The organism is Exiguobacterium sp. s83 (assembly GCF_018617095.1).
Classification (GTDB): Bacteria; Bacillota; Bacilli; order Exiguobacteriales; family Exiguobacteriaceae; genus Exiguobacterium; species Exiguobacterium profundum.
Window position 1 is genome coordinate 1,246,982 of record NZ_JACSJP010000001.1, and the last position, 26,221, is coordinate 1,273,202.

At 47.4% G+C, this 26,221-nt stretch carries 28 protein-coding genes; 9 read left to right on the forward strand and 19 right to left on the reverse strand.

Annotated elements, in window-relative coordinates:
* Positions 1–37: 37 nt before the first annotated feature.
* Genes ytpR through KNO73_RS06455 form a run of 3 tightly spaced genes read right to left on the reverse strand, consistent with a single transcriptional unit; the run spans position 38 to position 1,819 of the window.
* On the reverse strand, positions 38–652 hold the full coding sequence (gene ytpR / locus KNO73_RS06445) for a YtpR family tRNA-binding protein (RefSeq protein ID WP_215112230.1): 615 nt from the start codon (positions 650–652) through the stop codon (positions 38–40).
* Positions 653–706: 54 nt separating this feature from the next.
* Positions 707–1,501 carry a DUF1444 domain-containing protein gene (locus tag KNO73_RS06450; protein ID WP_078147209.1) on the reverse strand — a complete coding sequence of 265 codons (795 nt, stop codon included), beginning with the start codon at positions 1,499–1,501 and terminating at the stop codon, positions 707–709.
* Positions 1,502–1,507: 6 nt separating this feature from the next.
* Entirely contained in the window at positions 1,508–1,819 is a 312-nt protein-coding gene (locus tag KNO73_RS06455) for a thioredoxin family protein (RefSeq protein ID WP_012726759.1), read from the reverse strand.
* A 115-nt stretch (positions 1,820–1,934) separates the two neighbouring features.
* Here KNO73_RS06455 and KNO73_RS06460 point away from each other — a divergent pair, with 115 nt between their 5' ends.
* Complete coding sequence (locus tag KNO73_RS06460) at positions 1,935–2,267, forward strand: hypothetical protein (RefSeq protein ID WP_012726760.1); 333 nt, start codon at positions 1,935–1,937, stop codon at positions 2,265–2,267.
* 34 nt (positions 2,268–2,301) lie between these two features.
* Here KNO73_RS06460 and KNO73_RS06465 read toward each other — a convergent pair whose 3' ends face one another.
* Positions 2,302–3,318 carry a PTS sugar transporter subunit IIC gene (locus tag KNO73_RS06465; protein ID WP_214730464.1) on the reverse strand — a complete coding sequence of 339 codons (1,017 nt, stop codon included), beginning with the start codon at positions 3,316–3,318 and terminating at the stop codon, positions 2,302–2,304.
* A gap of 150 nt (positions 3,319–3,468) precedes the next feature.
* The gene (locus KNO73_RS06470) at positions 3,469–4,542 is read right to left on the reverse strand and encodes a M42 family metallopeptidase (protein ID WP_031423097.1); all 1,074 of its coding nucleotides are present in this window, start codon (positions 4,540–4,542) and stop codon (positions 3,469–3,471) included.
* 138 nt (positions 4,543–4,680) lie between these two features.
* On the opposite strand from KNO73_RS06470, the gene KNO73_RS06475 reads away from it, so the two are divergent.
* The 4 genes from KNO73_RS06475 (at position 4,681) to dhaM (ending at position 7,034) form a co-directional block, all read left to right on the forward strand.
* On the forward strand, positions 4,681–4,983 hold the full coding sequence (locus KNO73_RS06475) for a PepSY domain-containing protein (RefSeq protein WP_012726763.1): 303 nt from the start codon (positions 4,681–4,683) through the stop codon (positions 4,981–4,983).
* 102 nt (positions 4,984–5,085) lie between these two features.
* Positions 5,086–6,063: a dihydroxyacetone kinase subunit DhaK gene (gene dhaK, locus KNO73_RS06480; protein WP_012726764.1), complete on the forward strand. Its 978-nt coding sequence runs from the start codon at positions 5,086–5,088 to the stop codon at positions 6,061–6,063.
* 22 nt (positions 6,064–6,085) lie between these two features.
* Positions 6,086–6,673: a dihydroxyacetone kinase subunit DhaL gene (dhaL, locus tag KNO73_RS06485; protein ID WP_483299129.1), complete on the forward strand. Its 588-nt coding sequence runs from the start codon at positions 6,086–6,088 to the stop codon at positions 6,671–6,673.
* A 10-nt stretch (positions 6,674–6,683) separates the two neighbouring features.
* Positions 6,684–7,034 carry a dihydroxyacetone kinase phosphoryl donor subunit DhaM gene (gene dhaM, locus KNO73_RS06490; RefSeq protein WP_251024857.1) on the forward strand — a complete coding sequence of 117 codons (351 nt, stop codon included), beginning with the start codon at positions 6,684–6,686 and terminating at the stop codon, positions 7,032–7,034.
* Between the two features lie 38 nt (positions 7,035–7,072).
* Here dhaM and KNO73_RS06495 read toward each other — a convergent pair whose 3' ends face one another.
* Both KNO73_RS06495 and trmB read right to left on the reverse strand, forming a co-directional pair.
* Positions 7,073–7,582 carry a hypothetical protein gene (locus tag KNO73_RS06495; protein ID WP_240499834.1) on the reverse strand — a complete coding sequence of 170 codons (510 nt, stop codon included), beginning with the start codon at positions 7,580–7,582 and terminating at the stop codon, positions 7,073–7,075.
* Positions 7,583–7,687: 105 nt separating this feature from the next.
* A complete protein-coding gene (gene trmB, locus KNO73_RS06500) occupies positions 7,688–8,335 on the reverse strand; it encodes a tRNA (guanosine(46)-N7)-methyltransferase TrmB (protein WP_012726768.1) in 648 nt (215 codons plus the stop codon).
* Between the two features lie 138 nt (positions 8,336–8,473).
* On the opposite strand from trmB, the gene KNO73_RS15170 reads away from it, so the two are divergent.
* Positions 8,474–8,584, forward strand: coding sequence for a hypothetical protein (locus tag KNO73_RS15170; protein WP_012726769.1), 111 nt, complete (start codon positions 8,474–8,476; stop codon positions 8,582–8,584).
* A 35-nt stretch (positions 8,585–8,619) separates the two neighbouring features.
* Here KNO73_RS15170 and KNO73_RS06505 read toward each other — a convergent pair whose 3' ends face one another.
* The 6 genes from KNO73_RS06505 to pepV are packed head-to-tail and all read right to left on the reverse strand — an operon-like array spanning position 8,620 to position 15,638.
* Positions 8,620–9,420 (reverse strand): phosphotransferase family protein, encoded by an 801-nt coding sequence (locus tag KNO73_RS06505; protein WP_251024858.1) that lies wholly within the window; start codon positions 9,418–9,420, stop codon positions 8,620–8,622.
* Between the two features lie 43 nt (positions 9,421–9,463).
* The gene (pulA, locus tag KNO73_RS06510) at positions 9,464–11,629 is read right to left on the reverse strand and encodes a type I pullulanase (protein ID WP_214683946.1); all 2,166 of its coding nucleotides are present in this window, start codon (positions 11,627–11,629) and stop codon (positions 9,464–9,466) included.
* Positions 11,630–11,648: 19 nt separating this feature from the next.
* Complete coding sequence (locus KNO73_RS06515) at positions 11,649–12,488, reverse strand: NERD domain-containing protein (RefSeq protein ID WP_214683945.1); 840 nt, start codon at positions 12,486–12,488, stop codon at positions 11,649–11,651.
* Entirely contained in the window at positions 12,458–13,033 is a 576-nt protein-coding gene (gene thpR, locus KNO73_RS06520) for an RNA 2',3'-cyclic phosphodiesterase (RefSeq protein ID WP_214683944.1), read from the reverse strand. Before thpR ends, KNO73_RS06515 begins: the two co-directional genes overlap by 31 nt.
* 5 nt (positions 13,034–13,038) lie before the next feature.
* Complete coding sequence (locus KNO73_RS06525; protein WP_214683943.1) at positions 13,039–14,190, reverse strand: MFS transporter; 1,152 nt, start codon at positions 14,188–14,190, stop codon at positions 13,039–13,041.
* A gap of 59 nt (positions 14,191–14,249) precedes the next feature.
* Positions 14,250–15,638 carry a dipeptidase PepV gene (gene pepV / locus KNO73_RS06530; RefSeq protein ID WP_214683942.1) on the reverse strand — a complete coding sequence of 463 codons (1,389 nt, stop codon included), beginning with the start codon at positions 15,636–15,638 and terminating at the stop codon, positions 14,250–14,252.
* A gap of 308 nt (positions 15,639–15,946) precedes the next feature.
* On the opposite strand from pepV, the gene KNO73_RS06535 reads away from it, so the two are divergent.
* Positions 15,947–16,168: a DeoR family transcriptional regulator gene (locus tag KNO73_RS06535; protein WP_012726776.1), complete on the forward strand. Its 222-nt coding sequence runs from the start codon at positions 15,947–15,949 to the stop codon at positions 16,166–16,168.
* 103 nt (positions 16,169–16,271) lie between these two features.
* Complete coding sequence (locus tag KNO73_RS06540) at positions 16,272–16,898, forward strand: DUF3885 domain-containing protein (RefSeq protein ID WP_214683941.1); 627 nt, start codon at positions 16,272–16,274, stop codon at positions 16,896–16,898.
* 64 nt (positions 16,899–16,962) lie between these two features.
* Here the strand turns inward: KNO73_RS06540 and KNO73_RS06545 are convergent, their stop codons facing one another.
* Both KNO73_RS06545 and KNO73_RS06550 read right to left on the reverse strand, forming a co-directional pair.
* On the reverse strand, positions 16,963–17,676 hold the full coding sequence (locus tag KNO73_RS06545; protein WP_214683939.1) for a pseudouridine synthase: 714 nt from the start codon (positions 17,674–17,676) through the stop codon (positions 16,963–16,965).
* A complete protein-coding gene (locus tag KNO73_RS06550; protein ID WP_214757505.1) occupies positions 17,676–19,373 on the reverse strand; it encodes a putative polysaccharide biosynthesis protein in 1,698 nt (565 codons plus the stop codon). The genes KNO73_RS06545 and KNO73_RS06550 overlap by 1 nt, the downstream gene beginning before the upstream one ends.
* A gap of 143 nt (positions 19,374–19,516) precedes the next feature.
* Here KNO73_RS06550 and KNO73_RS06555 point away from each other — a divergent pair, with 143 nt between their 5' ends.
* Positions 19,517–20,782: a BaiN/RdsA family NAD(P)/FAD-dependent oxidoreductase gene (locus KNO73_RS06555; protein ID WP_214730460.1), complete on the forward strand. Its 1,266-nt coding sequence runs from the start codon at positions 19,517–19,519 to the stop codon at positions 20,780–20,782.
* 105 nt (positions 20,783–20,887) lie between these two features.
* Here KNO73_RS06555 and KNO73_RS06560 read toward each other — a convergent pair whose 3' ends face one another.
* The 4 genes from KNO73_RS06560 to leuS form a co-directional block, all read right to left on the reverse strand.
* Positions 20,888–21,886, reverse strand: coding sequence for a DUF2268 domain-containing putative Zn-dependent protease (locus KNO73_RS06560; protein WP_251024859.1), 999 nt, complete (start codon positions 21,884–21,886; stop codon positions 20,888–20,890).
* Positions 21,887–22,040: 154 nt separating this feature from the next.
* A complete protein-coding gene (locus KNO73_RS06565) occupies positions 22,041–22,553 on the reverse strand; it encodes a pyrophosphohydrolase domain-containing protein (RefSeq protein ID WP_215112231.1) in 513 nt (170 codons plus the stop codon).
* A 17-nt stretch (positions 22,554–22,570) separates the two neighbouring features.
* Positions 22,571–23,698 carry a hypothetical protein gene (locus KNO73_RS06570; RefSeq protein ID WP_251024860.1) on the reverse strand — a complete coding sequence of 376 codons (1,128 nt, stop codon included), beginning with the start codon at positions 23,696–23,698 and terminating at the stop codon, positions 22,571–22,573.
* A gap of 117 nt (positions 23,699–23,815) precedes the next feature.
* A complete protein-coding gene (gene leuS, locus KNO73_RS06575; protein WP_078147224.1) occupies positions 23,816–26,221 on the reverse strand; it encodes a leucine--tRNA ligase in 2,406 nt (801 codons plus the stop codon).

A 26,221-nucleotide genomic window follows, 5' to 3' on the forward strand; every position in this document is an offset into this window, starting at 1 on the left:
TTTACTCAATCCATATTTAACAAAAAATCGGTCGAATTTAGCGACCGATTTTAAATGCTGTACCTACTTCATATTCGTCATCTAATACTAAAATCCCTTTTTCTTGCGGGGCGTTCGGAAGGTTTAATTCACGGGCAGAACAAATCATCCCGTGTGAACTTTCACCACGGAGTGCAGACGGACGGATAATCAAACCAGTCGGCATCACCGCACCCGGTTTTGCGACAACGACTTTTTGCCCTGTTGCCACATTCGGTGCGCCACATACTATTTGAACAGTCCCTTGGTCGATTTGAACTTGACAGATTGACAGTTTGTCAGCGTCCGGGTGTTTTACTGCGCTTTCAACATACCCAACGACAAACTTCGGCGTCACGTCAACCCATGAAAAGTCCTCTTCAATTCCGTTATCATTTAAGACAGATTGCAACTGTTCCACTAATTCGACTGTCAACTCAACAGGACCATTCCATCCTGTCACATCAACATGTTGACTTGCTTGAAACAGGTTGTACCCGTTCACTTTTCCGTCTGCCGACTTGACGATTGCCACGTCTCCCGTCCGCTCGACAGATTGATGATGTCGTTCTCCTTCTTTTAACAACACCATGAGTACATCACCGATTCCTTCTCGGTTATAAAACACATTCATTTGCATACGTTCCTACGTCCCTTCTTTCAAACTCATCTCACTTATTTTATCAGATTATGTGTTCGATGGCGGGGTCTTTTTTCCGACAATGAAAATCGGTTCAAGTTCCCCCGCCACATAGTGAAAGGCGAGTGCAGTGACGGGAATTCGACCATTTGTGAAGAAATCAAACATCAGTTGCTGCATCGCATCATATCCTTGGTCATTTCGAATGTCCGCAACGATCATCACATCCTGATGCGGGACACCGACGAGCATATCCCCTTCAATCCGTCGTTCCATCAGCCGAAGAAACTCGTCATTTAACACACGAGATGCCTCGTAGCCATCACGAGTTGATAAGAAGTAGAATGGGTTTCCAGCCACTTCGTCTTGTTTCATCTCGGTCGGTAGTTTTTTCACATTCTCACGGGCGATTCGCTCGATGCGGTCGAGCGTCATTTCATCCGAAAGGTGGCGTTCTTCAATCAACCGATATCCGTTTCCACGGTCCAGCGCATAAAAAATCGCGGTCTCGGCCGTGTGCGGGGTGAATGCAAGTGCTTCTCCATTTTTTGTCGTCTTCGAGAAAGAGTTCGAACGAATGACCGGATAGATGGCATCTTCATTTCCGGTGAGGGAGATTTGATCATCCGCCTTCATCGCTGATTCGATATACTCGATGACTTCATCGACGGCAACCGTACCGCGTGTCTTAGCCTTTGCCACAATCGGCGCAAGGCGGATATTGACCCCAAAACGGTCAGATTTCCGCTCGACGCGCAGTACCTCATTCTCACGGTCGTAAGAAGTACGGTATTCTTCATTAAAATGCGATTCTAGATAACGTCTTAACTCATTCCGTTCCATAAAGGCTCACCCTAATCCGTTCAAGAAAGCTTCAACCTGTTCCGGCGTCTTCCGTTCACGACCGACGTAGCGATCAACCTCATTGCCATTTTCAAACGCAACAAAGCTTGGGATGCCAAAAATATCAAGTTCTTGCGCAAGTTCCATGAACTCGTCACGATCGACGTAATAGAACGTCCATGCTTCAAATTTCTTCTCGATTTCCGGCATGAATGGGTCAAGGAATCGGCAATCTCCACACCATGTCGCCGAAAACATAAGGACACTTTTCGCTTCTTTTGCTTCGATATATTCTGCCATTGTTGATAGTCGTTTCATGATTATCACTCCTGTTCGTTTTTTCCTCACTTATAATAGCATAAGTCAAGTCACACATTCTGCTCTGCTGTTTGTTATAATCAAAGCCGAAACTAGTTGAAACAGGTGAAGCTGAATGAAATTAACACGCGAAACGTTAAACCCTGAAATGAAGCACCCTCTTGAACAGATGGTCGGTGTATTTGGAATGCTTGCCATTTTGCGATACGGCTACTTGTTTATTGACACTGATAAAACGAGACTAGAGATCTTGATTTGGCTCGTTGTCGGTTTCGCCGTCATTTATGTGCTCGAAAAATATCTCAAGAAATTGGCACGTCACTTGCCCATCGTTCGAAAGCGTTTCTTGATCCCCATTTACGTGATTGTGCTCATGTTATTCTTAATCAGTTTCCGAGTCCCTCGTGAGACGGTTGAGTCCGTGAAAATGTGGTTCGGAATTGGATGAAAAAGAGCAACGTTCCTCGAAACGTTGCTCTTCATTAATAATCAATTTTTAAATCATTCGGTTGAATCCGACCGGTTCTTCGCAAGACTACGTATACCGCGTAACTCAATAAGGCTGGTCCAATTATGAGGAAACCAAAGACGACGAGAAAGGTATACCAGCTAAAGCCCATCGTTTCAAGCATGACAATCGGGCCGACGAGCCCACTTGTTCCCATGCCTGCCCCCGCAGCGACACTTTCCAGTTCAAACAACAGAATCGCGATTGGAGCCAATACAGCCCCGGCCATTGTTGGCGGAAGAAGAATCCAAGGGTTTTTCACAATGTTCCCGACTTGAAGCATCGAGGTGCCGATTCCTTGAGCAATCGCCCCACCGACCCCATTATCACGATAACTCGTGATGGCAAACCCAATCATCTGAGCCGCGCAACCGACAGTCGCTGCTCCAGCGGCAATTCCGTTCAAACCGAGCATCAATGCGATGGCAGCACTTGAAATCGGTGCCGTTAACGCAAGTCCCATCAATGTCGCGACGACCACTCCCATGAACAACGGCTGTTGCTCCGTGCCCCATTCAATCCAACCACCGAGTTGCGTCATGAATAAGCCGACATACTTGCCGATATACGTCGCAGTGAGGTAGCCTACGGCAATCGTTGTGAACGGCGTCACTAAAATATCTAGTTTCGTCGATTTAGAGACAAGTTTTGAGACTTCGACCGCAAGAATCGTCGCAACGTAACTTCCTGCCGGTCCGAACTCATATCCAAACGCCCCGATAACGAGCGCGGAAAACAAAATGAGCGGCGGCGCCTCTAACGCATAGGCGATGGCAATCCCGATTGCCGGTCCGGTCAAACTCATGGCGACATCCCCGATTTGAATCAATGTGGCACTCATCCCTGTGAATGTCGTTCCTTCGAGCTGACCTCCGATCGTTTTTATGATCAGACCGATGATTAACGTACTAAACAAACCAAGTGCCATATAACTTAGCGCCGTCACAAAATAAAGCGACAGGCTCAATGAGATTCCTTTTTTCTTGAACATAACATATCCTCCTTACACTTATACAGGTGTCTTGTCACGAGTAACATACATGTATAAACACCTTTATCAGTATAAGACGTTTTCATGAAATAGCAAGAACATCCATAAAAAAACCGTCCACTCATCTTTCGAGTGAACGGAATGTTTGATTTACAGAGACGGACGTAGCGTTTCAAGTGTCGAACGATCAAGTCGCTTGACCAACGCTTTGAGCAACGCTTTCGCTGCATCGTAGTCATCCGTATGAAGAATCGAGGCGTGTGTATGGATATAACGAGATGCGACGCCAATGACGGCTGTCGGCACCCCTTCTCCGCTCATGTGAACGCGCCCCGCATCGGTACCGCCTGGTGAGACGAAATATTGTGTCTTGATGTTTTCGTCTGAAGCCGTATCGAGTAAGAAATCACGCATTTCAGGAGACATGACCATGACGCGATCTAAAATTCGGATCAATGCTCCCTCACCGAGCTGACCGAACTCCGTTTTACTTCCTGAAGCATCATTGGCCGGTGAAGCATCGAGTACGAGTGCCACATCTGGCTGAATCAATTCAGATGCTGTCTGCGCTCCACGTAATCCGACTTCTTCTTGTACGGTAGCACCCGAGAACAAGATGTTTGGATGATCCGCTTTTGTCGTTTCCTCCAACAATTCGATTGCAAGACCGACGCCATAACGATTGTCCCAAGCTTTGGCCATAATCTTTTTCGGGTGATGAAGTGGGGTAAATGCGCTCGATGGAACAGCAGGGACCCCCGGACGTACACCCCATGACTCTGCTTCTTCTTTCGAATCTGCTCCGATATCGATAAACATCTGCTTGATGTCCATCGGTTTACTCATTGCATCTGGACCTAACAAATGAGGCGGTGTCGAAGCGACGACACCGGGAATTTTACCGTTCGACGTGATGATGTCGAAACGTTGCGCCATGAGCACTTGGCTCCACCAGCCACCGAGTGGTTGTATGTAAAGCATGCCGTTCTCGGTAATCCGTGTCACCATAAAAGCGACCTCATCCATATGTCCGGCTACCATGACTTTCGGTCCCGACTCGTCTCCGACACGTTTTCCAAAAATTGATCCGATGCCATCCGTGACAATTTCATCTGAATGGGGTTCAATTCGTCCACGTACAAATTGACGAACTTCAGACTCGAACCCAGGAGCTCCCGGGAGTTCTGTTAGCGTCTTAAATAAATCTCTCGTCTTCTGATCCATCTTTCATCATCCTTTCCTAACCGTTCTTGTCTCATTATATACAAAAGTTTTGACAGGATGCGAATGCTTTTCATTCCATTCGGGTACAGGTTTTGGTACGATGTACATGATAGCCATAGTTCAAGGGGAGGTAGTCATATGAAAAAAAGGTATTGGTTTATTGGAATCGGGGTTGCCGTCATTGCCGCACTTATGACGAAAAAAGCTTTAGATGAACGTAGCTTATCTGCAGAAAACGCCTTAGAGTACACGAAGCGTGCTTTCTCAGCAAAAGGTCATGTCCAAGGGGCATGGATTTCTGCATCACCGGAGATTTACACATACGACGGTCGTGAATACGACGTCTACAAAGGTGGCATCTCGGTTCTTGAGAACGATGAAGAGAAAACATATGAGTTTACAGTCGACTCTGAGACTGGCGCATTACTCGAATATGCATGACACGAAACCGACGAATGATTCGTCGGTTTTTTTGTTTAGTTCCCTCGAAAGAGTGGAAAATTGAAATTGGTAGTTTTCAATTTAATAAAGGAGTGATCTCGCGTGAAGAAGCTAATCGGTGAAGCAAGTGAACTCGTATCGCAAATGGTTGAAGGGATGGTCCATGCCCATCCTGAAATGTATGGTCGCGTCGACGGTGTGAATGTCATCTGTCGGGCTGACGGAGCGAAGTCTGGAAAAGTCGGTCTCGTATCTGGAGGCGGTAGTGGTCACGAGCCGGCCCACGCTGGATATGTCGGGGACGGTATGCTCGATGCGGCAGTATGTGGGGAAGTGTTCACCTCTCCTACTCCGGACATGGTACTTGAAGGAATCAAAGCAGCTGACGGCGGAAACGGCGTTCTTTTGATTGTGAAAAACTATTCCGGCGACGTGATGAACTTTGAGCTCGCCGCAGAACTGGCCGAAGGTGATGGCATTAAAGTCGACCACGTCGTCGTCGCCGATGATGTCGCCATTTCGAACAAAGAAGATCGACGCGGGGTAGCCGGAACGGTCTTTGTTCACAAAATTGCCGGAGCCGCTGCAGCTAGTGGCAAATCACTTGAAGAAGTCAAATCCATCGCCGAAAAAGTAGCTTCACACGTTCGCTCCATGGGGATGGCCGTGGAACCTTGTTACATGCCGGTCAGTGGTAAACCAGGTTTCGACTTGAACGAGGAAGAGATGGAAATCGGCATCGGGATTCACGGGGAACGTGGTGTCGAGCGGAAACCGACGAGTGATGTCGACCAAATCGTCGACGACCTCCTCAGTCACTTGAAAAAAGAAGTCGAGCCAGGAGAAGTTGCTGTCATGGTGAACGGAATGGGTGGAACGCCGTTGTCTGAGTTATACGTGACCTATCACTTCGTTGCCGAAAAACTGGAAGCTGCTGGGTATACCCTTAAACGGAAGTATGTCGGCAACTACATGACTTCACTCGAGATGCATGGGTTCTCCATCACGTTGCTCCCTCTCGATGATGAGATGACGACGTATCTCGACGCTCCTTCGGCAGCACTTGGATTCAAAATTTAATAAATGAGGTGTTTGGTTTATGTTGACGATTGATCGGATGAAGCAAGCGTTACGCGACGCACAAGTTGGCATCGAAGAACAAAAGGATACGTTGACCGATTTAGACCGGGCCATCGGCGACGGAGACCATGGCATCAACATGTCTCGTGGTTTTGATGCGGTCTCCGCTATTCTAGATGAGGATTATGACTCTCTTGGAGCACTTAGTAAAAAGGTCGGGATGACCCTCATGTCGAAAGTCGGAGGCGCGGCCGGACCTTTATACGGTTCAGCTTTCGTGAAGATGGCAACCAAATTCGGGGATGCGACCGAAGCGGACTTTGACTTACTCAAGGATGCGCTCCAGGAAGGTTCGAATTCCATCAAAGCACGAGGGAAATCGGAAGTCGGCCAAAAAACGATGGTTGACGTCTGGGACCCGTTCCTCGAGCAAGTCCAACAAGGGGAAGATTATAAACAGAAATTAGACGCACTTGTCCAAAAAACAGAAGATATGGTGGCGACGAAAGGAAGAGCCTCTTATTTCGGAGAAAACTCTCGCGGAACCGTTGATCCGGGTGCCCTTTCTAGCTCAATCCTTTTGGGCGCGATTATGAAGGAGGTCGATTGACATCGTTGAATTGATCATCGTCTCGCACAGCGCAAAAATTGCGGAAGGCATCCAAGATTTGATGAAGGAAATGGCACCGTCCGTGCCCATTCATCTAGCTGGTGGCCTTGAGGATGGCGCTATCGGAACGGACGTGAATCGCATCTTATCAGCGCTCGATCAGGTCGATGGAGAAGCACTTCTCCTCAGTGATATCGGATCGGCGACAATGAATGCGGAACTCGCCATCGATATGTACGAAGGTGACAAACATGTCGAATTTTTCGATGGTCCCATTGTCGAGAGTGCCTTCATCGCCTCCGTTTCTTCAGGAAATGGGATGTCACTAACTGATATCGTCGGACAGTTAAAACAACAGTAAAAAGTACCCCGTTCTCTTGAACGGGGTACTTTCATCTCTTATCTTGGGTTGTCATTCTTTTCATATACGGCATTCATATATGAACTTGTTGAATAGAAACGTGGTACAACCAAGAACAAAATGAGTGCTGGAATCGCAATCATTAGAAGCAAGACCAATACCGGTAACCAATAGACGATCTGTTGACCGAGCATGTCGATGTTCGCGTCCGCAAACTCTGAAGCTCCTTCTACTTCTACGAGATCCGCTGATGTAAGAATCTTGTTGTCTGTAGCATCAAAGTAATGGTACTCGGTTTTACGTGTGATGAAGATCCCATCACGAATCGTATCGAGCTCTACGACAGCCGCGATGACTTCGTTGCCGTTTGAATGGCGAAGTGTCTCTTCTTTGATGATTTCAGCTGTTCCTTCTTTATAGTCGTAATGCGTTGCTTTCAAATCCTCTTCGAGAGCGTCTAAGAACGCTTCGTTCGCTGAGGTATTCATTGGTGCGATTGTTAGAATGAAGATTACTGCAAGCAGGCTTGCCCATGCTTTTTTCAACATCCCCATGTTCCCCCTTCTCTTATTCCAGTTTAGCGTCATTCCTATTGTACCAAGAAGAAAGAAAAAAGTGTGAAGAAAATACTATTAAAATAAGAAAAAAGCGTGTCAATTTTTCGGACGGAAGACGGCTTCCATTCGGTAAATCGGCTGACCGAGCGCACTGAAGCGCTCTTCATACTCTGTTCGAATATTATCTTCTGGTTCATTGACATGTAAATCTAGTGAAATTTCTGTGAAGAACATCCCGTATTGACTCATACTCTGAAGCGAATATTCAAACAATCCACGGTTGTCCGTCTTGAAATGAATCTCTCCTGCTTTCGGAAGAATCGCCTCATATGTCGCCAAAAACGTCTTATACGTTAGACGTCGTTTCGCATGTCGTGTCTTTGGCCACGGATCGGAGAAGTTTAAGTATACGCGATCGACTTCTCCCGCTTCAAAGTAGTCGACGAGTCGTTTCGCATCGACCGTCAATACTCTCACGTTCGGCATCGGGGTTTCGACTAATTTTTGTACGATAGAGACGGCTACGCTCTCAAACAACTCGATCGCAATGAAGTTCACATCCGGGTGTTGTTTCGCCATCCCTAAAATAAATTGTCCTTTTCCTGAACCGACCTCGATAAAGAGCGGGTGGTCATTCCCGAATTCAGTGCTCCAGTTACCTTTCAACTGTTCAGGATGTTGAATAAATACATGTTCTTGAGCTTCCATATATTCTTTTGCCCAAGGCTTATGTCGTAAACGCATGAAAATCCTACCTTTCGTTCATCAAATGTTCAAGTTTAATGGGAATATGCACGTTGCGGACGAGCAGTCCTCTTGCGATTATACACGAAATCATAGTTTAATGAACGTGAATCATCCTTCACAAGGAGGTTAAATACGATGAGTACTTTAGATCAGTTTCTTATTTTTTATGCAGCCCCACTGACATTTTTCGCTGGTGTCATCGCCACGTTCGTTTGGGCTTACTTTATGAATCCAGATGACATTTAACACATTCAAAAAGGGGTGGCGTACAGCCATCCCTTTTAATTGATTCGTTCGTACGCCTCATCCATCAGCTCACGTAATACATGAAATCCTTCAGTTCGCGCCGAGTCATTCTCTTCCCCATAGATTGTCAAAATCGTTTGGGCGATCGCATACCAATGCATTCGATTATGGAGCTCACTCGAAACACGTACCCCGTAATGCGAGAACCAGCGCTCCCACTCCACTTCATCCATATAGCTATAGACAACCATCGCCAAATCGAACGCGCGGTCTGCAATGATCGCGTCATCCCAATCTGTCAAGTAGAGTAGGCCGCTCTCATCCTCAATCCAATTATTATGGTTTAGGTCAGAATGACAGACGACAAATTCTTGCTCGTCGACTTTTGGCAAATGGTGCTTTAGCCATTGTACGGCTTCTCCGATGATTCGGTCTGTTTCATCTTGTTCATATGCTTCACACTGACGGAGCAACAAGTGCGGCGTCACCGGTGTGTGGTTCAGCTGTTGCAACATGAATAATAGCTCTTTCGAATTATGAATCTTGCCGAGTTGCGCCGCGACATCAGGTCGCTTCATATCTTCTGGTGAAAGTTCGCGGCCTTCGATAAATTGTTGGGCGCTTAACACGTCCCCGTTAAACATTCGCTTTGTCCAAAGAAGCTTTGGTACGATTCCTTCCGCTGACAAGATTGCCAGAAACGGAGAAGAATTTCGTTTGACAAAAATCTTCTGTTGGCGCGTCGTCGCTACATACGCTTCGCCCGTGATACCTCCGGCTGAAGCGACTGTCCACTCTTTCCCGAGCGCACCGACTATATCTGAATACATATTCATCACGCTCAAATCTTACTTGAATTAAAGAGATACAATCAACATCTTAACACGCGAGAATCGTCATTGACAACGACTCGACTTGAATGTGTGCTGGGTTTCGTGCGAGTGGAACGAGACTTGCCGTTTCTCCTTGAACGTAAACGTTCCATTTCGCATCGCTCTCAAATGAAAGCGAGTCGAACGTACCGTTCACATAGACGCGAACCCGTTGCCACGCATCGTAAGAATGACTGGCCGTCAACTCATAGATAATGACGCCAGGCGGCGATGGGAGAAACGTGAAATGGTCAATGACTTCTTGTCTCGAATCATAGCGGAAACATGTATGGAGTCGCCGTAACTTCAAGAGCGTCTTCACATACTCGATGTCTTTGATCCGTGTGTCACGAAGATCCCAATCAAAATGATTGATGTGATCGGGTGAATTATAACTGTTCTCGACACCATGTTTCGTGCGTCCGAACTCTTGACCGGCATGGATAAACGGGATGCCTTGAGATGTGATGACGACCGCATTGGCAAGACGTTGCATGGCAAGACGAGTCGTCTCATCGACTCCTTCACAAGATAACATTAACTTGTCATAGATCGTATAGTTGTCATGGGCTTCCGCATAATTGATGGAGTAAGCCGGACTCGGGAAACGTCCGACCGTCACGTTCGGAATATGCACGGCTCCGGTGAGACACTCTCGAAGTTCCCACTCTCGCCACTCATTCCCGGAGATGAATCCGCGTTCCCTGTCATTAAACGTTGACCCTTTCAATGCATCTCGAATCATATCGTTGAAGTGTCCGATACGAGGCATGCGTGCAGCATTTTGTGACGTTGCCTTCAATGACTGTCCAAGCGGCGTCGCCAAGTCCCACCCTTCTCCATAGACGAGAATGGAGGGATCCACCTTATCGAGCGCGGCCCGCACTTGATTCATCGTTTCGACATCATGAATCCCCATCAAATCGAAGCGGAACCCATCCACTTGATAGGTCGTCGCGAAATATGTCACGAAGTCCACAATCATACGTCGCATCATATAGCGTTCCGATGCCGTGTCATTTCCGACCCCGGTCCCGTTCGCTATCGTCCCGTCGTGCTCGTATCGAAAATAATAGTATGGTACGAGCGCTTCGAGTGGGGATTGTTCTCGAATGTAAATATGATTCATCACGACGTCTGTGACGACTCGAAGACCCGCTTGATGCAGGTCAGAGACGAGTGTCGCATATTCGAACACACGACTCATCGGCACATCGGGTCTTGAGGCATAACTTCCTTCAAGCCCGAACCAATGAATCGGGTCATAGCCCCAGTTGTACGGCATACGAGTCGCCTCATCGACACTTCCAAAATCATGGACAGGGAGTAACTGGACATGCGTCACGCCAAGCTCTTTTAAATAGTCGAGTCCGGCACTGTTGCCTTCTTTCGTCCGAACTCCTTTTTCAGACACCCCACCGTACAGCCCTTTCAATTGACTCATCGATGAGGGGTGGCTTGTGAAGTCTCGGATGTGCAACTCATAGATGACGGCATCCGTTGCCTTCCATAAAGGGGGGCGCACGGCTTGTTCGACCTGTTTCTTGACAAATCGCGCCACATCTTGCAATACGCCATACTCACCGTTCAAACTGACGGCTCGCGCATAAGGATCGACGACTTGCCTCGTATCGACCGGTGTTTTCACTTCTAAGCGATAAAACATACCTTGGAACGCTTGTGGTATTTCACCACTCCATTCCCCGCGTGCGCCGCGGTTCATGTGAAATCGCTCAATTTCTCTGTGATTCGTATCATCATGCACTGTAATCCACATGGATAAAGCAACCGGAGACCATACCGTCACTTCCATTCCGTGCGGCGTAAACGATACGCCGAGTGGACCATCATATGAGAAACGCCGTTCGAATTCCTCTGAACGGACGATTTCTCTTGGTACGACAACCGTCGTCTTTTGACCCGGGTGGCAGACGGTGTATAACGTTTCTAAAGAGATTGGTTCCTTTAAACGAAGGATTTGTTCGACCTTTCCGGATTCCGTCACAAACTGTTGCTCGACGAGGTAGTCGACCGGGCGTCCATTCTGTTCGATTTGTACTGGAACGGATTCATATTCGCGCACAATCTCAAGTTGTATGGTCTCAAATGATACGAAAGACGCGCTCTCGATGGTCACATGTGAGGCGGTCTTTTGATCTGGTGTGTGATGCATATGCGTCCCTTCCTCTCAATCACTGATCCATGAATTGACGAAACGGTAACTTGGCAGTCACTTCTAATACGGTGGCAACGTCACGAATCTGCTGTGCTTTTACAATCGGTGCACGTCCGTTCACTTGTTTCATCCATTCCGTATATTCGTTACGACCGACATATTGGGTCGATCGAACAGTTGGAACGTTATCAAAATATCCATTTGTCGCAATGACGACTTTTTGTAGCACACCCGCATAATGCGGTAGAACTTGACGAATCAGTTCCTCTGTCCGTGTCAATGCGATCAACGGGTTCACTACACGGGTATTTTCCCCTTTCAGCGGTTGATGAACCCATGTCTTCTCTTTCGATATGTGATAGATACTTCGATCGCCTTCAAGCCATTCTATGATATACAGATGCGTCGGTCCGATGATGAGGTGGCTCAACTCAACCGTTGCACCATTCCATTCGATGACCGGTCGATACAAGAAAAAGTGTCGTTCGTTCCAATCGGTACGCATCACACGATAGGCGAAGTCACGAATAAACGCCAGATGTGGTAAATCCGTCTCAAGCACCCCTTCACAAGCGAATTGAAGCTTTTGGATATGCCGGCGCTCCCTTAACAGCTTTTGATATTGCGATTCAGAGAGCGGCTTTGGCTCTAATTCAATTCGCTCCGTCTTCGCCCAAAACTTCCACCACGGTCTTTCGATTTCGAGCACTTCGACCGGATTCAAGCGATTGTTTTCATGAAGGCGCTGTAGGCGTGCCGTATCGGATTCCACATACTCCAAATAACGATTATATTGATCTAATACATCACGTTCATATTTTGAGATTACGTCAAAAATTTTAACCGGGATTGCCATATATCCTCCTCTGGCCGTCTTAGCGGAAATACGTCTACTGCTCGATAGGCAGGTGTATGAGTCGGCTGTACTTCATATAAAATTAATTCTTCTACTGATTCCGTCGCGTGAAATTCAGGGGGGACGTATGGGACACGCTCCCCTTCGCCCCATTTTTTAGCGAGTGTCACGTGAGGGACAAACGACTTCCGGTCCAATCTTGGAATCACATCAACTAGTTCATGGCGGAGGGAATGCGCCAACCGTTGAAGGGGCTCGGAGGCATCCGGAACGATGGTTAGAACGCGGGGCCGATCTGGTCGCCCAAAATGGTCGATGGCTCGAAACTCCAACGTGAACGGCAGAGTCTCCTCACAGATTCTACGCGTGATTTCTTTTACTTCGTCTAATTCATCCCCATCCACGCTTCCTAAAAATTGTATCGTCATATGAAACTCTTCAGGCCGATAGATTCGGCGATAGGAGTAATAAGGTAAGATGGTTTGCTGTACGTCAACCAGTTCCGTTGATTCAATGGGAATCGCGATAAAGTAATGCGTACTCATCTCATTCATCCTTTCAACGTGCGACGTGACATTCCTATCCAAATCAACGCTCCAATTGCCGTGACGATGGTATACATCCAAAACACGCCTAAAATATCGTCAAGTTCAATGATCTTACCACTGAGCATATTAAATCCAGCTGTCGCGAGCCCAGACGTCAATGCCATATATACCCCGATGGCCGTCGAGGAAACTTGTCGATCGACGAGCGTCCGGACGAATTGAAGCGCGACGGGAATCAAGAGACCGACGACGAGACCTTGTGCGATCGCGAGAAGCCATACGACCCAAATCGGTGGTTCTAACGCAAGCACCCCGTTCCGAACTGCCGAGATGATGGCGGCCCCAACAAGAACGCTGACGCTTCCGTAGCGCTCCATAAGCTGAGAAGCCACTTTCATAAACGGGATTTCGAATAACACTGCCACGAGGAATAATGTTCCGACGAGCGTCGTCGAACCACCGCTATTCGTCACGTACAGACCGAAATAATAGTTATTCGCATAAATCGGTCCGAAGACGAGCATCCCCCCACATAAGAAGAACACAAAGGGTTTGTTCCAAACAGCCGTCCATGAGAGAGATGCCAACGTCACATCGCGAGTCGAACTTTTCTCAGGAATCATTCGAACAAATACGCTGCCAAGGAACAGTAAAATCGCACTCAATACGAACGTACTAGCTAGTCCCCACGTGCTATCCGAAATTCGTCCCATCACAAAGACTGCAATGGCGAATCCTGCTGAGCCATAGAGGCGAATCGCACCGTAATCGACTTTCGACCGCGTCGTATAGTCGAGTGTCATCATATCCACTAGCGGGATGTGAGCACATTGGAAAACGGACCAAATCACCATGAGTACGACAATCCAAACGTATGAGGTCGCCACTAAAAACGTGAGAGAAATCAGCGCCGCGCTCAGCATCGCCAAAATCAGCCAGGCCCGGACTCTTCCCGTCCGGTCGGTCAACATCCCCCATAGTGGTTGCACGCCGATGGATAGAATCGGTAAGATGGCTACGATAATCCCGACTTGGCTCGGAGTCAGTCCAAACTTAGTTTGTGAAAAATATAAGGTCATATAAGGGATCAACGCCCCTTGCGCGAAGAAAATCGCGACGTACACAGACTGAAACAATTTCTTTTGCGAATCCAATGATAACTTCCTTCCTAAAGGACAGAGAGCCGACTATACCAGCCAGCTCTCCTTGTTTCTTATTTAGCGAGCTCGTAAATGGCCTCAGCATAGATTGCCGCGGCACGTAATAAATCTTCTATCTCCATATATTCATCGACCTGATGCGCCACATCTTTAGCTCCTGGGAACAATGCGCCGAACGCGACACCTGCTTCGAGTGAACGTGCATACGTACCGCCTCCGATGGCCATCAAGTTCGCGTGCTCTCCCGTTTGACGCTCGTATACGCCTGCTAGCGTCTTCACGAGTGGGTGATCTTCTGCCACGTGATGAGGCGGCATATGTTGACGGGTCTTCAACTCGAAGCCAAATGACAACGCGATTTCACGTAGGTTTTGTAAACGTTCTTCGAATTTGGCCGTATACGGGTAACGGATGTTGACCGTTGCTGTTCGTTCTTCCTCATTGTATCGGAACACGCCGCCATTGATCGTCAAGTCGCCCGTCTCATCGCTCGCTTCAATCCCAAGAGAAATTCCACGTGAGTCTGCAAACACGTGACGAACGAGTTCAATGTAGCGTTCCCCTTGAATGTCGAGAGGAAGGTGCAACAGGAACCCAGCCAGCACGTACGCAGCATTGATCCCGTTATCCGGTTCCATCGCGTGCGCCGCTTTACCTTTCATCGTGAACGTATATATGCCACGATCGTATTCACACGTTCCGTCCGCTTCATATTTTTCGAGATAGGCCTCGAACTTTTCCTCGAGTACCTCATCCGTCTTCAATTCGGCTTTCGCGAAGTCCGGCACCATATTCGGACGCTCCCCGCTCGTAAATGACACGAGATGGTAGGCAGAGCCTGGTACACGTTGAATCGGTAATTGAGTCAACACACCGTCATACAATCCTTTTTCAGCATTGATGATCGGGAAATCCGCATCTGGCGCAAATCCGTATGTCGGCATTTGTTCTTGTTTGAAATACTCACGGACACAGCGCCATTCGCTCTCCTCATCGCAACCTGCAATCAAACGGACGCGTTTTGAAAGTGGTAAGCCGAGCTCTTTGACGATTCGTAATCCGTAGTATGCTGCCATAGACGGACCTTTATCATCGTTACTCCCACGCGCCACAATTTTCCCGTCAGTCGTGATGGTCGGATTGAATGCGCCATATGTCCAGCCATCGCCTGCTGGGACGACGTCAAGGTGACATAGAATGCCAACGATTTCCTCACCGTCCCCGTATTCCAAATGTCCCGCGTAACCGCCGACGTCCTTTGTTTTGAATCCATCTCGCTCACCGATTTCAAACATGTAGTCAAGCGCCTGACGAACCTCAGGACCAAACGGCATGTTCGGTGCCGCTTTCGATTCATCGAGCACGCTAGGGATTTGAAGTAATCCTTTCAAATCTTCTAAAAATGCATCTTTACGATTGTCGACTTCCTGTCTCCAATTCATGTTCATCTCCCCTTTTGCGAATGTTCTCTCCCTTACTAGTATATCCAAATGTATGAAAGACGAACATTCATTTAGAAAAGTTTTTTTCGTTCGTGTTTAAGCTTCTTTTCGATGTAAAAAAATAATCTTCATTCGATATTTACGTTCATAATCAAATCTTTACAAACAGATTGTTCGTGCTTTCCACTTGCATTTTTGCTCAAGAGCGGTATACTAAAGGTGTAATTTTAGAAAATAACAATTTTATATTTCATTTTGTCGTCTGTAGGTATGGTTTGTCATTATTCTACACATTGGGAGGTTATCCAATGAAAGGCTCAACAGATCGGATGTTAACGCGCATCAAGTCCATTTATTTGTTCATCAATGAAAGGGAATCCGTTACCACTTCAGAACTAGTAGAAGAGTTCGGCATCACGTCACGCACTGTGCAACGTGATTTGAACGTACTTGAGTACAATAACCTTGTGGAGAGCCCTAGCCGTGGCACGTGGACTTCATCAAAACGTTCACTCAAGACGGCAAATTGAATTGTATATGTATATTCAAGAGACCTGGCGTTCAGGTCTCTTTTTTATGGATGAAGGTTTTGTGGTTTTAGATTGTATCAGTTGTTTAAGATGAGGTGATGATGTGAAAGAAGAAATAATGAAGTACATAGAGGACAACTTCCCAAACCTATCTGGAGAAGTCCATCTAAGATTCGAACTTGGCGAACCGTATAAAAACGGAACGGTTGAGAGAGTAGAGCAAGTTGTAAACAGAGTTACTACATTGTTTGAGGAAGTGTTTCAATCTGATGATTACATCCATATCTTTATCAAGGATTGGAACGAAACAAAGGACATCATGTTTGGGAATACCACTCCCGAATATTTGTATGGTTTATTCATGAAACAACAGATTGAAGAAGAAACGTTATTTGAATTAAATGAAGATATTGACGAAATAACAGGGGAAATTATTGAAATCAAACATGAATATAAAGCAAAATTTGTATCCTCGCAGATCAAGTCAATCTCTTACGAAAAAATCCTTAGAGGTATAGGAAATTACGAGCAAGGAAGAGAACCTTCAATTGGACAAGCTGTTTACTTTATTAGCACCGAAAAGAACATCGTGTTTCATATGTACGATGATCGAGGTTGTATCATAAGTTCAAATGAAGTTGAACCACTTGTTCCTTTGTATCATAAATATAACGACTGGTTGGTTGACTCTTGGCGTGATGATTTTGATGGCATTTTTAAAAAGATATAATCGAAAATCAGAGCTTTTTATACAAAAAGAGAATCCGTCCCATCAGACAGATTCTCTCATCTTCTTATGATTGAAGAAACAGTTGAACTTCTTCTTCCGTCAACTCACGATATGCCCCGAGCTCAAGCGTCTCATCGAGTTCTAGCTCCCCAATTTGAACACGCTCCAATCGTTCGACATGTTTGCCGACCGCCGCGACCATTCGTTTCACTTGGTGATATTTCCCCTCAGACAATGTGAGGCGAATGACCGACCGACGTCCGCTCTTGCTCAGTATTTCAAGACGGGCCGGCTTCGTCGTATATCCATCCTCTAACTCGACCCCATTCGCGAACGTCTTGATATCCTCTACTGTCATCTCTCCGTCGACCTCGGCGATATATACTTTGTCGACGTGCTTGCGAGGTGACATGAGCGCATGATTGAATGCGCCATCGTTTGTGATGAGGAGCAGTCCCGTCGTGTCCTTATCGAGACGACCGACCGGGAAGAGGTCATAATGGGTATACTCAGAATCAATCAAGTCGATGACCGTCGTCTCGACTTGATCTTCCGTCGCGCTGATCACACCTTCCGGCTTATTCATCATGAAATAAATGTACGGACGATACTCGACCACTTCCCCGAACACCGTGACTTTCTCTGATGATGGGTCGACGTGCCGTTTTGCATCTTTTACAAGTGCCTCATCGACTCGCACCGCCCCTTGTTTCAGTAGGATTTTCACGTCTTTCCGTGAACCATATCCCATGTTCGCTAACAACTTATCAATCCGCATTACATTTTCCTCCGATATTCAAAGCGTTTCCCTAGTAATTTACCTGCGAGATGGCTCCGCCACCCGAGGTATCCATATACGAGAACGCCGATTGTCACTCCCACGATTGTCGCAAAAATGTCGTTCCCCCAACTCGCCTCATCATTCATTGTAACGAGAAGAGAGAGGAAGACGGCAGCGAACATCGCCCCACCCATCAAGAACATCAAGATGGTGCGACGAAGCAGTTGCTTATACGGGAAGTGGAGCGTTCGTTGAATCATCCATACCATGAGAATAATGGCCACGATGTATCCAGCGATGGTCGCGTACCCGGCTCCGATTCCGCCGAGCCAATAGACGAGCGGTACGTTCAATGCAAGTTTCGTCAACAGTCCCATCGATGTGGCAAAGATGGTGAAGTACTGACGGTTAATCCCTTGGAGAATCGCAGCCGCGACCGAGTAATAGGCCAAGAAGAAGGCACTTGGTGCGTAGTGGAACAAGTATACCCATCCTTCACGGTCACCCGGGAACAAGGTGCCAAACAATGGCTCCGCAAGTGCTACGAGACCAATGACCGCAGGAATCGTTACGAAGAACGAGACTTGGAAAATATGGTTTACTTGATTCCGAACTTTTTGCATGTCCCCCGTCGTGAACGAACGAGTCACAAGCGGGATCGTCGCCATCGATACACTCGCCGCGACAGAGACTGGAATCAACACAATTTTATGGGCGTTCCCGGTCAAAAAGCCATACGCCGACGTCGCTTCAGAAACGGTCGCACCCGTACTGAGCAACGTATTGACCATCGTCAACTGGTCAATCAATTGATAGAGAGGGGTCGATACCCCGACCATCACGATTGGAATCGAATAGCTAAGCAATTCGAGCAACAACGATTTCATCGAGCGGACCGGTGTGCCCGCCGGATTCTCTGTCAGACGATGAATGTCCTTTCGACGTTTCCAATACATGATGAGCACGGCGAAACTACCGATTGCCCCGATGAACGCACTGAACGTCGCAATCGTGACGGCAATGACTTTTAATCCGTTCAATTCAGTCGTTTCAACAGATTGCGTCCCCCCGAGGGCATTAGCAATCGGTTGAATGAAGTTTGAATCCGCAAAGACGAACAAGACGAGCATCGTTCCACTGAGGAGGAACAGGATGCGTACAATCTGTTCGACCACTTGTGAGATTGCCGTCGGTGCCATGTCTTGATGTCCCTGGAAATAACCACGTACCATACTCATCGCCGGGATGAGCAGTAAGGCAAAACTGACGCTTCGTGTCACGAGGGTGAGCGAGTCAATGTATTGCTGATTGTTCTCTGAGTTTCGGACCATCAGTTCGGATAACCATGGTGCCGCAAAAAAGAGTAATAAAAAAGCGACGACACCGGTCGCAAGCATCAGCTTCATCCCTTGTCGGAACAGTCGTTGACTTGTCCCGTATTCTCCTAGTGCATTATATTTTGCGATAAATTTCGAAACGGCAACGGGAATCCCTGCCGTCGAAATGGAGATCATGATCGCATAATACGTATATGCAGCTTGATATAATGTCACTCCGGCAATCCCGACCATCGCTTGGAACGGAAAGGTATACAATAGTCCTAACATTCGGGAAATCAAGTTTCCCGCTGATAAAAGAAGCGTTCCTTTGACGAAGGAGGCTCTTCCAGAATCTTGTTTGGCGCTTGATGACATGAGGTACCTCCATCTATAAATCAACGATTTCAATGAATTCGGTTTTACAAAACAACCGCTTCTCATTATACTCTTACTGTTACGGATAATAAAGTTACGATAATTTTACTAATCATATAGGTGAAGAAATGAGGAGATACCCTATGAAAGATGTCATCGTCATCGGTGGAGGGCCGAGCGGGCTCATGGCAACATATGCAGCGGCAAAAAGTGGCGCTTCGACCTTGCTGATTGATAAAGGTTCAAAACTTGGTCGAAAATTGGCCATTTCAGGTGGAGGACGTTGTAACGTCACGAACCGAAAGCCAATCGATGAATTGATTCAGTTCATCCCAGGCAATGGTCGTTTCTTATACAGCGCTCTTGCTCAGTTCGACAATCAATCGATTATCGACCTCTTCACTGGATTCGGGATTCCGTTGAAAGAAGAGGACAACGGGCGCATGTTCCCTGTGACGGATAAGGCACAGGATGTGGTCAACACGTTGCTTCGGGCGATTGAAGACCTCGGCGTCGAGATTCGAAAAAAGGCTGAAGTCAAAACGCTACATTTTAATGAAGAAAACGAGTTTCATGCGGTCGAGTTGATGGACGGTGAGATGCTCGAGGCGAAAGCTTGCGTCGTCGCGGTCGGCGGTCAGTCTGTCCCGCACACCGGTTCGACCGGGGACGGCTATCCATGGGCAGAGAAGGCAGGACATACCATCACGGAACTCTTCCCAACAGAGGTGCCAATCAAATTGAATGACGCGTTCATCGGAACGAAACAACTTCAAGGACTATCGTTACGGGACGTCGCGTTGACCGTGCACGGCAAAAAAGGAAAGGCCATCAAGACGCACCAAGGCGACATGATCTTTACCCATTTCGGGATCTCTGGTCCAATCGCGCTCCGTTGCAGTCAATATACGATCAAAGAACGAAAGCGAAGCAAAGAACAGGTCGTCCTCTTGTCACTCGACTTCTTCCCGGACACGTCACGAGATGCGCTCGTTCAGGAACTGTGGAACCAAGTACAGAGCCAACCGAAGCGTGCCGTTAAAAATGTATGGAAAGGCTACATCCCTGAGCGACTTCTTGACTTATTGCTCGAAGAACTCGCATTTGGAGAAGAAGATGCGAGTCAGTTGAAAAAGCAATCCGTCATTGATTTCGCAACACGTTTGAAAATGTTCGAGATGCACGCCGTCGGGACACTCGACTTTGATAAAGCGTTCGTCACAGGTGGCGGCGTTTCGGTTAAAGAAGTTGCGCCACAGACGATGATGTCAAAGAAAGCACCCGGCCTTTTCTTTGCCGGTGAAGTGCTCGACATTCATGGATACACAGGTGGCTACAACATCACGGCCGCTTTCACAACGGGACATTGTGCCGGATCGCACGCAGCTGAACTGGCGACAGAGCGGTAAAGGGTTCGGTCTAACGTATTGGCTACGTACTATTATGCTCACTAACAATCAAAAGGCTTGATCCTGTCTCATTCAGGATCAAGCCTTTTTCACATCCTTTTCGACTTAATTTTCCAATTCCATCACATCTCGATATTTGTATCCTTCTAAAATTTCATGACCTTCTTTGAACGTCCATTCGGGAATCGACAGCTCTGGGTGCGCCGTCAAATAGTCATGGAGCACATCCCTCCCTAGAATATAGTTACTCCAACGTGGCATATCTTTTTGATAATTACCGACTACAAAATCGGTGAAGGACGTTTCATAATCATTCACTCGACTTGCAATGTGTTCCATGGTCGCATCATCTAATTGCACATGCCATGGGGGAGAAACTCCTTTGACAATCCGATCAGCAAATGCGTCCGCTTTCCCTTCGACAATAATAGACTCCAGAATCGAACTAAGATTGTATTTGTTTTGATCACGAAGAATCAGATGATGATACTCGTGAGCCGTCGAATAGGCTAGCACATCTTTGTCAAAATCTGTATCGAGAAACAAGATGAATGCGTCTTTGTATGCTGCTGCGCCTACTCCTTTCAACGGTTCACTATCGTAAAAGAATTCAGGATTATACGGTGCAATAAACACTGTGCTCTTCTTTTTAGGTAAGATTTGATTTGAATCTGCATATGTCGATGCAATAATCTCTTTAATCTCCTCATGCTGCTCGATTAATTTGTCTAACTGCTTCAGCAATTGTTGCTTATGAGGGGTCGGCTTTAGATTAAAATCAGTTTTTAATCTAGATGTATCGATTTTTTCTTCCTCTCCGACTTCACCTATGTAATCGAGTACGTATTTTTTGAAGTTTTGTTTGCTCTCCTCCGAATCGGTTGATTCAAGGGATGCGTTCAAATATTGTTGGTATTGCGTATAGAGTGGGACGATTGTCAATTCATTCTCATCGTTAATTTTTATCGTTTCGATTGAAACGTCAGGTTGTGATTTTTTAGATTCTGACGTTTTTTCATCATTGCTACATGATGCTAACAGAAGTGCTGAACTCACACATAACATACTAATCAATTTTTTCAGTTGAACGACCTCCATCCCCATGATCAAGATCTTTTACTCGCTTACTTATGTTAAATTATACCATAAATTACTCCCATGACCTTTCTGATACCATCTAATACCATCATGTCGTCACGACCATCACAACAAAAAAACGGCTTGAACCCTTTGTAGTGAGGACTCAAGCCGTTTGTGATTATTCTTTCCCTGCGATTTGACGACGCACTTCTTTTTCGAGCTCCGGCTCTGGTGGCATCCATCCTTCAGGTTTCATGACTTTATTGTCCGATTCGCGTAAAATCGGCTTCCCGTCCGGTCCAAGTTTCGCCATATTGGCACGCTGGACGATTTCAAACAACGGAACGGGATCGAGTCCGAGTTCAACGAAACTGCCCATCACAAAATATAACGCGTCCGTTAACGCATCCCCTTGTCCGACGAGACGTTCCACATCATCCGATGGCGGTGCGTCTTGCAACGATTTTTGGACCGCTTTCTGGAATCCTACTTGGAATTGCTCGATGGCTTGTAAAAACTCTTCTTCCGATTGCGAGGATTGATGCAAAAACTCGACGACCGCTTCCTCTGCCGTCCAAACCGAGCGTTTTGTCGCACGATCAAGCGTCAACGGTTGCGGCGATTTTGCTTCTGGATGTCCAAAAGTTTCATGAAATTGTTTCACTTCTTCAAAAAAGTAACGTTTGCTCATCTGTTCTTCCCCCATTGTTAGTCCACAGACACGAATGCATCCAAATCGAATACTTCCGGGTGGACGATTGCAAAGATTTCATTGTCTTGTAAAAACATACCGGTCGAGTCATATACGCGAGGCGTCACCATCTGACCGTTGATGGTCTCTTCTTCCGGATTGACTGTGTAGAGGACGAGCTCTTCTGAGTCGAGCACGTAGATGCGTCCTTGTCTCTCGACAAGGCCGACTCCTTCGAATCGCTCAAACTTCTGTTGGATCGAGGCGCTCATCCCGTCAGCAGACAACGCTTGGCGTGAATCAAGCATCCATTCGGTTTCGGGCTCTTGATTTTCTTCTTCCGCTTGTTGTTCGTTCGACTCATTTTCAGGCGCGTCTTCAGATACAGCCGATTCGCTCGAGGCGTCGTCATTCGTCGAGACGTTCTCTGTCGTTGTGTCTTCCGATGATTCTTCTGTTTTTGGAGTATTCGTGTCAGCATCAGTTGACGCTTCTGATGATTTGTCATCGGCTGGAGTCTCCGGTTCGATCTCCCGTTCTTCGATATAAAGGAGCTCAAGCTCCGGTGTATCCGCCAAGCGATTCATCATGAACAGACGCTTCGATTCCCGGTCATAACCAAGACCAAAGATTCGGTCTTCCGACACGAGTCCTTTGATTTGTTTACGTGGTCTCTCGACCCAGCGTCCTTCTTCTCGCTCGATTGTAATGAGCGTACCGTTCGCTGTGACCGCATACACAAGATCTTCTTCGACCATGCGCATTCCGATAAAATCATCGAGGCGCTGTTTCCCTGAATTCTCAAGTTGAAGCACCGAATTGACGCGCGTTCCGTTTCCACTCACCTCAAAAAATTCAGCTTGTTCGGTTAAGACCAAATATGCCCCGATCGTGTCACTGTAGTACACTTCATCGATTTGACTGATTTGTTCGAGGGCATCGGTCGTATCGATATCTTCATCATCCTGCGCCGCTTCCACGGGTGGAAGGGATGCCGTTTGATGACGCGTTTGAATATCAATTTTTTCAAATGTCGAGGCGACCTGTCGTTGAATCTCTTCATCTGAAAAGACAAAAACATAACAAAGGATCACACCGACCACGACGGCACATAGTGTCGTGTATAGCACATAAGAACGTTTCATGGACATGTCGTCCCCTTCTACTTCAGTATCGCCCTTTAGTGTATCAAAACCGTCCATAAAAGAAAATGACCTCACCAAAAAGAAAAGAATGTGCGACAATGTCACACATTCTTTTTGTTACCCCACTACAATATTGACGAGTTTTCCAGGAACGACAATGACTTTACGAACCGTCTTGCCTTCTGTGAACTCTTGGACACGCTCGTTCCCGAGTGCTTCCGCTTCAAGTGCTTCTTTTGATGCGTCACGAGAGACGTGCATTTTCGCACGGAGTTTCCCGTTCACCTGGATGACGACTTCAATCGTGTCGCTCACAAGTTTTGACTCATCGTATGTCGGCCAAGCCGCATACGTTAACTCTTCCGTCATACCCATCTTCTCCCACAACTCTTCAGACAAGTGCGGCGCGACTGGTGAAAGCATCTTGATGAAGTCGACCATTTGCGATTTCGGCAACGTCTCTTGTTTGTTCGCTTCATTGACGAAGACCATCAACTGCGAGATTGCCGTGTTGAAGCGAAGGGCTTCATAATCCTCCGTGACTTTTTTCACCGTCTGATGATACGTGCGTTCAAAGTCGGCAGTCGGCGCCACGTCTGCGAAGTTCGTCTGATCGAACAAACGCCAGACGCGGTCGAGGAAGCGACGTGCCCCGTCAAGACCATTCGTCGACCATGCGATGGCCGCATCAAGTGGTCCCATGAACATTTCGTAAAGACGGAGTGTATCGGCTCCGTGCGACTTCACGATATCATCCGGGTTGACAACGTTCCCACGAGATTTCGACATCTTCTCGTTGTTCTCACCGAGGATCATTCCTTGGTTGTAGAGTTTTTGGAACGGTTCGCTCGTCGGGACGACACCGATATCAAAGAGGACTTTATGCCAGAAACGTGCGTAGAGCAAGTGAAGAACGGCATGCTCCGTACCCCCGATATACAAGTCGACTGGAAGCCAACGCTTGAGTTTCTCAGGATCCGCAATCATCTCTTCGTTATCTGGATCGATGTAACGGATGTAGTACCAGCAGCTACCTGCCCATTGTGGCATCGTGTTCGTCTCGCGACGACCTTTTTCCCCTGTGACCGGATCTGTATACGTCAACCACTCTTCTGCGTTCGCAAGTGGCGACTCACCTGTACCAGATGGTTTGATTTCATCGATGATCGGAAGTTCGAGCGGAAGTTCTTCGACCGGTACCGTCTTCATCGTTCCGTCTTCCATATGGACGACCGGAATCGGCTCGCCCCAGTAACGTTGACGGCTGAACAACCAGTCACGAAGACGGTATGTCGTCTTCGCACGCCCTGTGCCACTAGCTTCGAGCTCTTCAATGATCGTCTTGATGGCATCGGCTTTATTAAGTCCGTTCAAGCTACCAGAGTTGACGTGCTCACCGTCTTCGACGTAAGCCGCCTCTTCCACGTTTCCACCTTTGACGACTTCACGGATCGGGAGGTCGAACGTTTTCGCAAACTCATAATCGCGCTCATCGTGTGCAGGAACGGCCATGACCGCACCTGTTCCGTATGTCGAGAGAACGTAGTCCGCTGTCCAAATCGGAAGTTTCTCGCCGTTCACCGGGTTGATCGCATAAGCGCCCGTGAAGACACCTGTCTTCTCTTTGGCAAGGTCTGTACGCTCGAGGTCCGTCTTCTTCGAGACTTCCTCAATGTATGCTTCGACTGCCGTCGATTGTTCAGGCGTCGTGATCACTTTAGTGAACGGATGCTCTGGTGCGAGTGTCACGTATGTCGCCCCGTGAAGCGTATCTGGACGTGTTGTGAATACTGTGACGATCTTATCATGACCGTCGACCTTAAAGTCGACCTCGGCACCGACCGATTTGCCGATCCAGTTGCGTTGCATCTCTTTCACGCTCTCAGGCCAATCTAGACCTTCCAAGTCTTCAAGCAAACGCTCTGCGTATTCCGTGATACGAAGCACCCACTGCTTCATCGGGACACGGTAGACAGGGTGGTTCCCACGCTCTGACAAGCCATCGATGACTTCCTCGTTCGCAAGGACCGTACCGAGAGCCGGGCACCAGTTGACCGCAACTTCATCGACGTATGCGAGGCCACGTTCGAAGAGTTGCGTGAAGATCCACTGCGTCCATTTATAGTATTTCGGGTCCGTCGTGCTAATTTCACGGTCCCAATCGTATGAGAATCCGAGTTCTTTCAACTGACGGCGGAACGTCTCGATGTTGCGCGCTGTGAATTCACGCGGGTCGTTCCCTGTGTCGAGTGCATATTGCTCGGCAGGAAGACCGAACGCATCCCAACCAATCGGGTGAAGGACGTTATATCCTTGCATCCGTTTCATACGAGCGATGATATCCGTCGCCGTGTAACCTTCCGGGTGACCGACGTGAAGACCAGCACCGGATGGGTACGGGAACATATCAAGGACGTAGAAACAATCCTTCTCCGGGTCTTCTGTCGTTTTAAATGCTTCTTTCTCTTCCCAACGCTTTTGCCACTTAGGCTCGATTTCTTGATGTTTAAAATAACTCAACAT

Bases quoted from the DNA above. Each gene is read 5' to 3' on its own strand.
- ytpR (WP_215112230.1), bottom strand. From the start codon at position 652: ATGAATGTGTTTTATAACCGAGAAGGAATCGGTGATGTACTCATGGTG.
- KNO73_RS06450 (WP_078147209.1), bottom strand. From the start codon at position 1,501: ATGGAACGGAATGAGTTAAGACGTTATCTAGAATCGCATTTTAATGAA.
- KNO73_RS06455 (WP_012726759.1), bottom strand. From the start codon at position 1,819: ATGAAACGACTATCAACAATGGCAGAATATATCGAAGCAAAAGAAGCG.
- KNO73_RS06460 (WP_012726760.1), top strand. From the start codon at position 1,935: ATGAAATTAACACGCGAAACGTTAAACCCTGAAATGAAGCACCCTCTT.
- KNO73_RS06465 (WP_214730464.1), bottom strand. From the start codon at position 3,318: ATGTTCAAGAAAAAAGGAATCTCATTGAGCCTGTCGCTTTATTTTGTG.
- KNO73_RS06470 (WP_031423097.1), bottom strand. From the start codon at position 4,542: ATGGATCAGAAGACGAGAGATTTATTTAAGACGCTAACAGAACTCCCG.
- KNO73_RS06475 (WP_012726763.1), top strand. From the start codon at position 4,681: ATGAAAAAAAGGTATTGGTTTATTGGAATCGGGGTTGCCGTCATTGCC.
- KNO73_RS06495 (WP_240499834.1), bottom strand. From the start codon at position 7,582: ATGTTGAAAAAAGCATGGGCAAGCCTGCTTGCAGTAATCTTCATTCTA.
- trmB (WP_012726768.1), bottom strand. From the start codon at position 8,335: ATGCGTTTACGACATAAGCCTTGGGCAAAAGAATATATGGAAGCTCAA.
- KNO73_RS15170 (WP_012726769.1), top strand. From the start codon at position 8,474: ATGAGTACTTTAGATCAGTTTCTTATTTTTTATGCAGCCCCACTGACA.
- KNO73_RS06505 (WP_251024858.1), bottom strand. From the start codon at position 9,420: ATGAATATGTATTCAGATATAGTCGGTGCGCTCGGGAAAGAGTGGACA.
- pulA (WP_214683946.1), bottom strand. From the start codon at position 11,629: ATGCATCACACACCAGATCAAAAGACCGCCTCACATGTGACCATCGAG.
- KNO73_RS06515 (WP_214683945.1), bottom strand. From the start codon at position 12,488: ATGGCAATCCCGGTTAAAATTTTTGACGTAATCTCAAAATATGAACGT.
- thpR (WP_214683944.1), bottom strand. From the start codon at position 13,033: ATGAGTACGCATTACTTTATCGCGATTCCCATTGAATCAACGGAACTG.
- pepV (WP_214683942.1), bottom strand. From the start codon at position 15,638: ATGAATTGGAGACAGGAAGTCGACAATCGTAAAGATGCATTTTTAGAA.
- KNO73_RS06535 (WP_012726776.1), top strand. From the start codon at position 15,947: ATGAAAGGCTCAACAGATCGGATGTTAACGCGCATCAAGTCCATTTAT.
- KNO73_RS06545 (WP_214683939.1), bottom strand. From the start codon at position 17,676: ATGCGGATTGATAAGTTGTTAGCGAACATGGGATATGGTTCACGGAAA.
- KNO73_RS06550 (WP_214757505.1), bottom strand. From the start codon at position 19,373: ATGTCATCAAGCGCCAAACAAGATTCTGGAAGAGCCTCCTTCGTCAAA.
- KNO73_RS06555 (WP_214730460.1), top strand. From the start codon at position 19,517: ATGAAAGATGTCATCGTCATCGGTGGAGGGCCGAGCGGGCTCATGGCA.
- KNO73_RS06560 (WP_251024859.1), bottom strand. From the start codon at position 21,886: ATGGGGATGGAGGTCGTTCAACTGAAAAAATTGATTAGTATGTTATGT.
- KNO73_RS06565 (WP_215112231.1), bottom strand. From the start codon at position 22,553: ATGAGCAAACGTTACTTTTTTGAAGAAGTGAAACAATTTCATGAAACT.
- KNO73_RS06570 (WP_251024860.1), bottom strand. From the start codon at position 23,698: ATGAAACGTTCTTATGTGCTATACACGACACTATGTGCCGTCGTGGTC.
- leuS (WP_078147224.1), bottom strand. From the start codon at position 26,221: ATGTTGAGTTATTTTAAACATCAAGAAATCGAGCCTAAGTGGCAAAAG.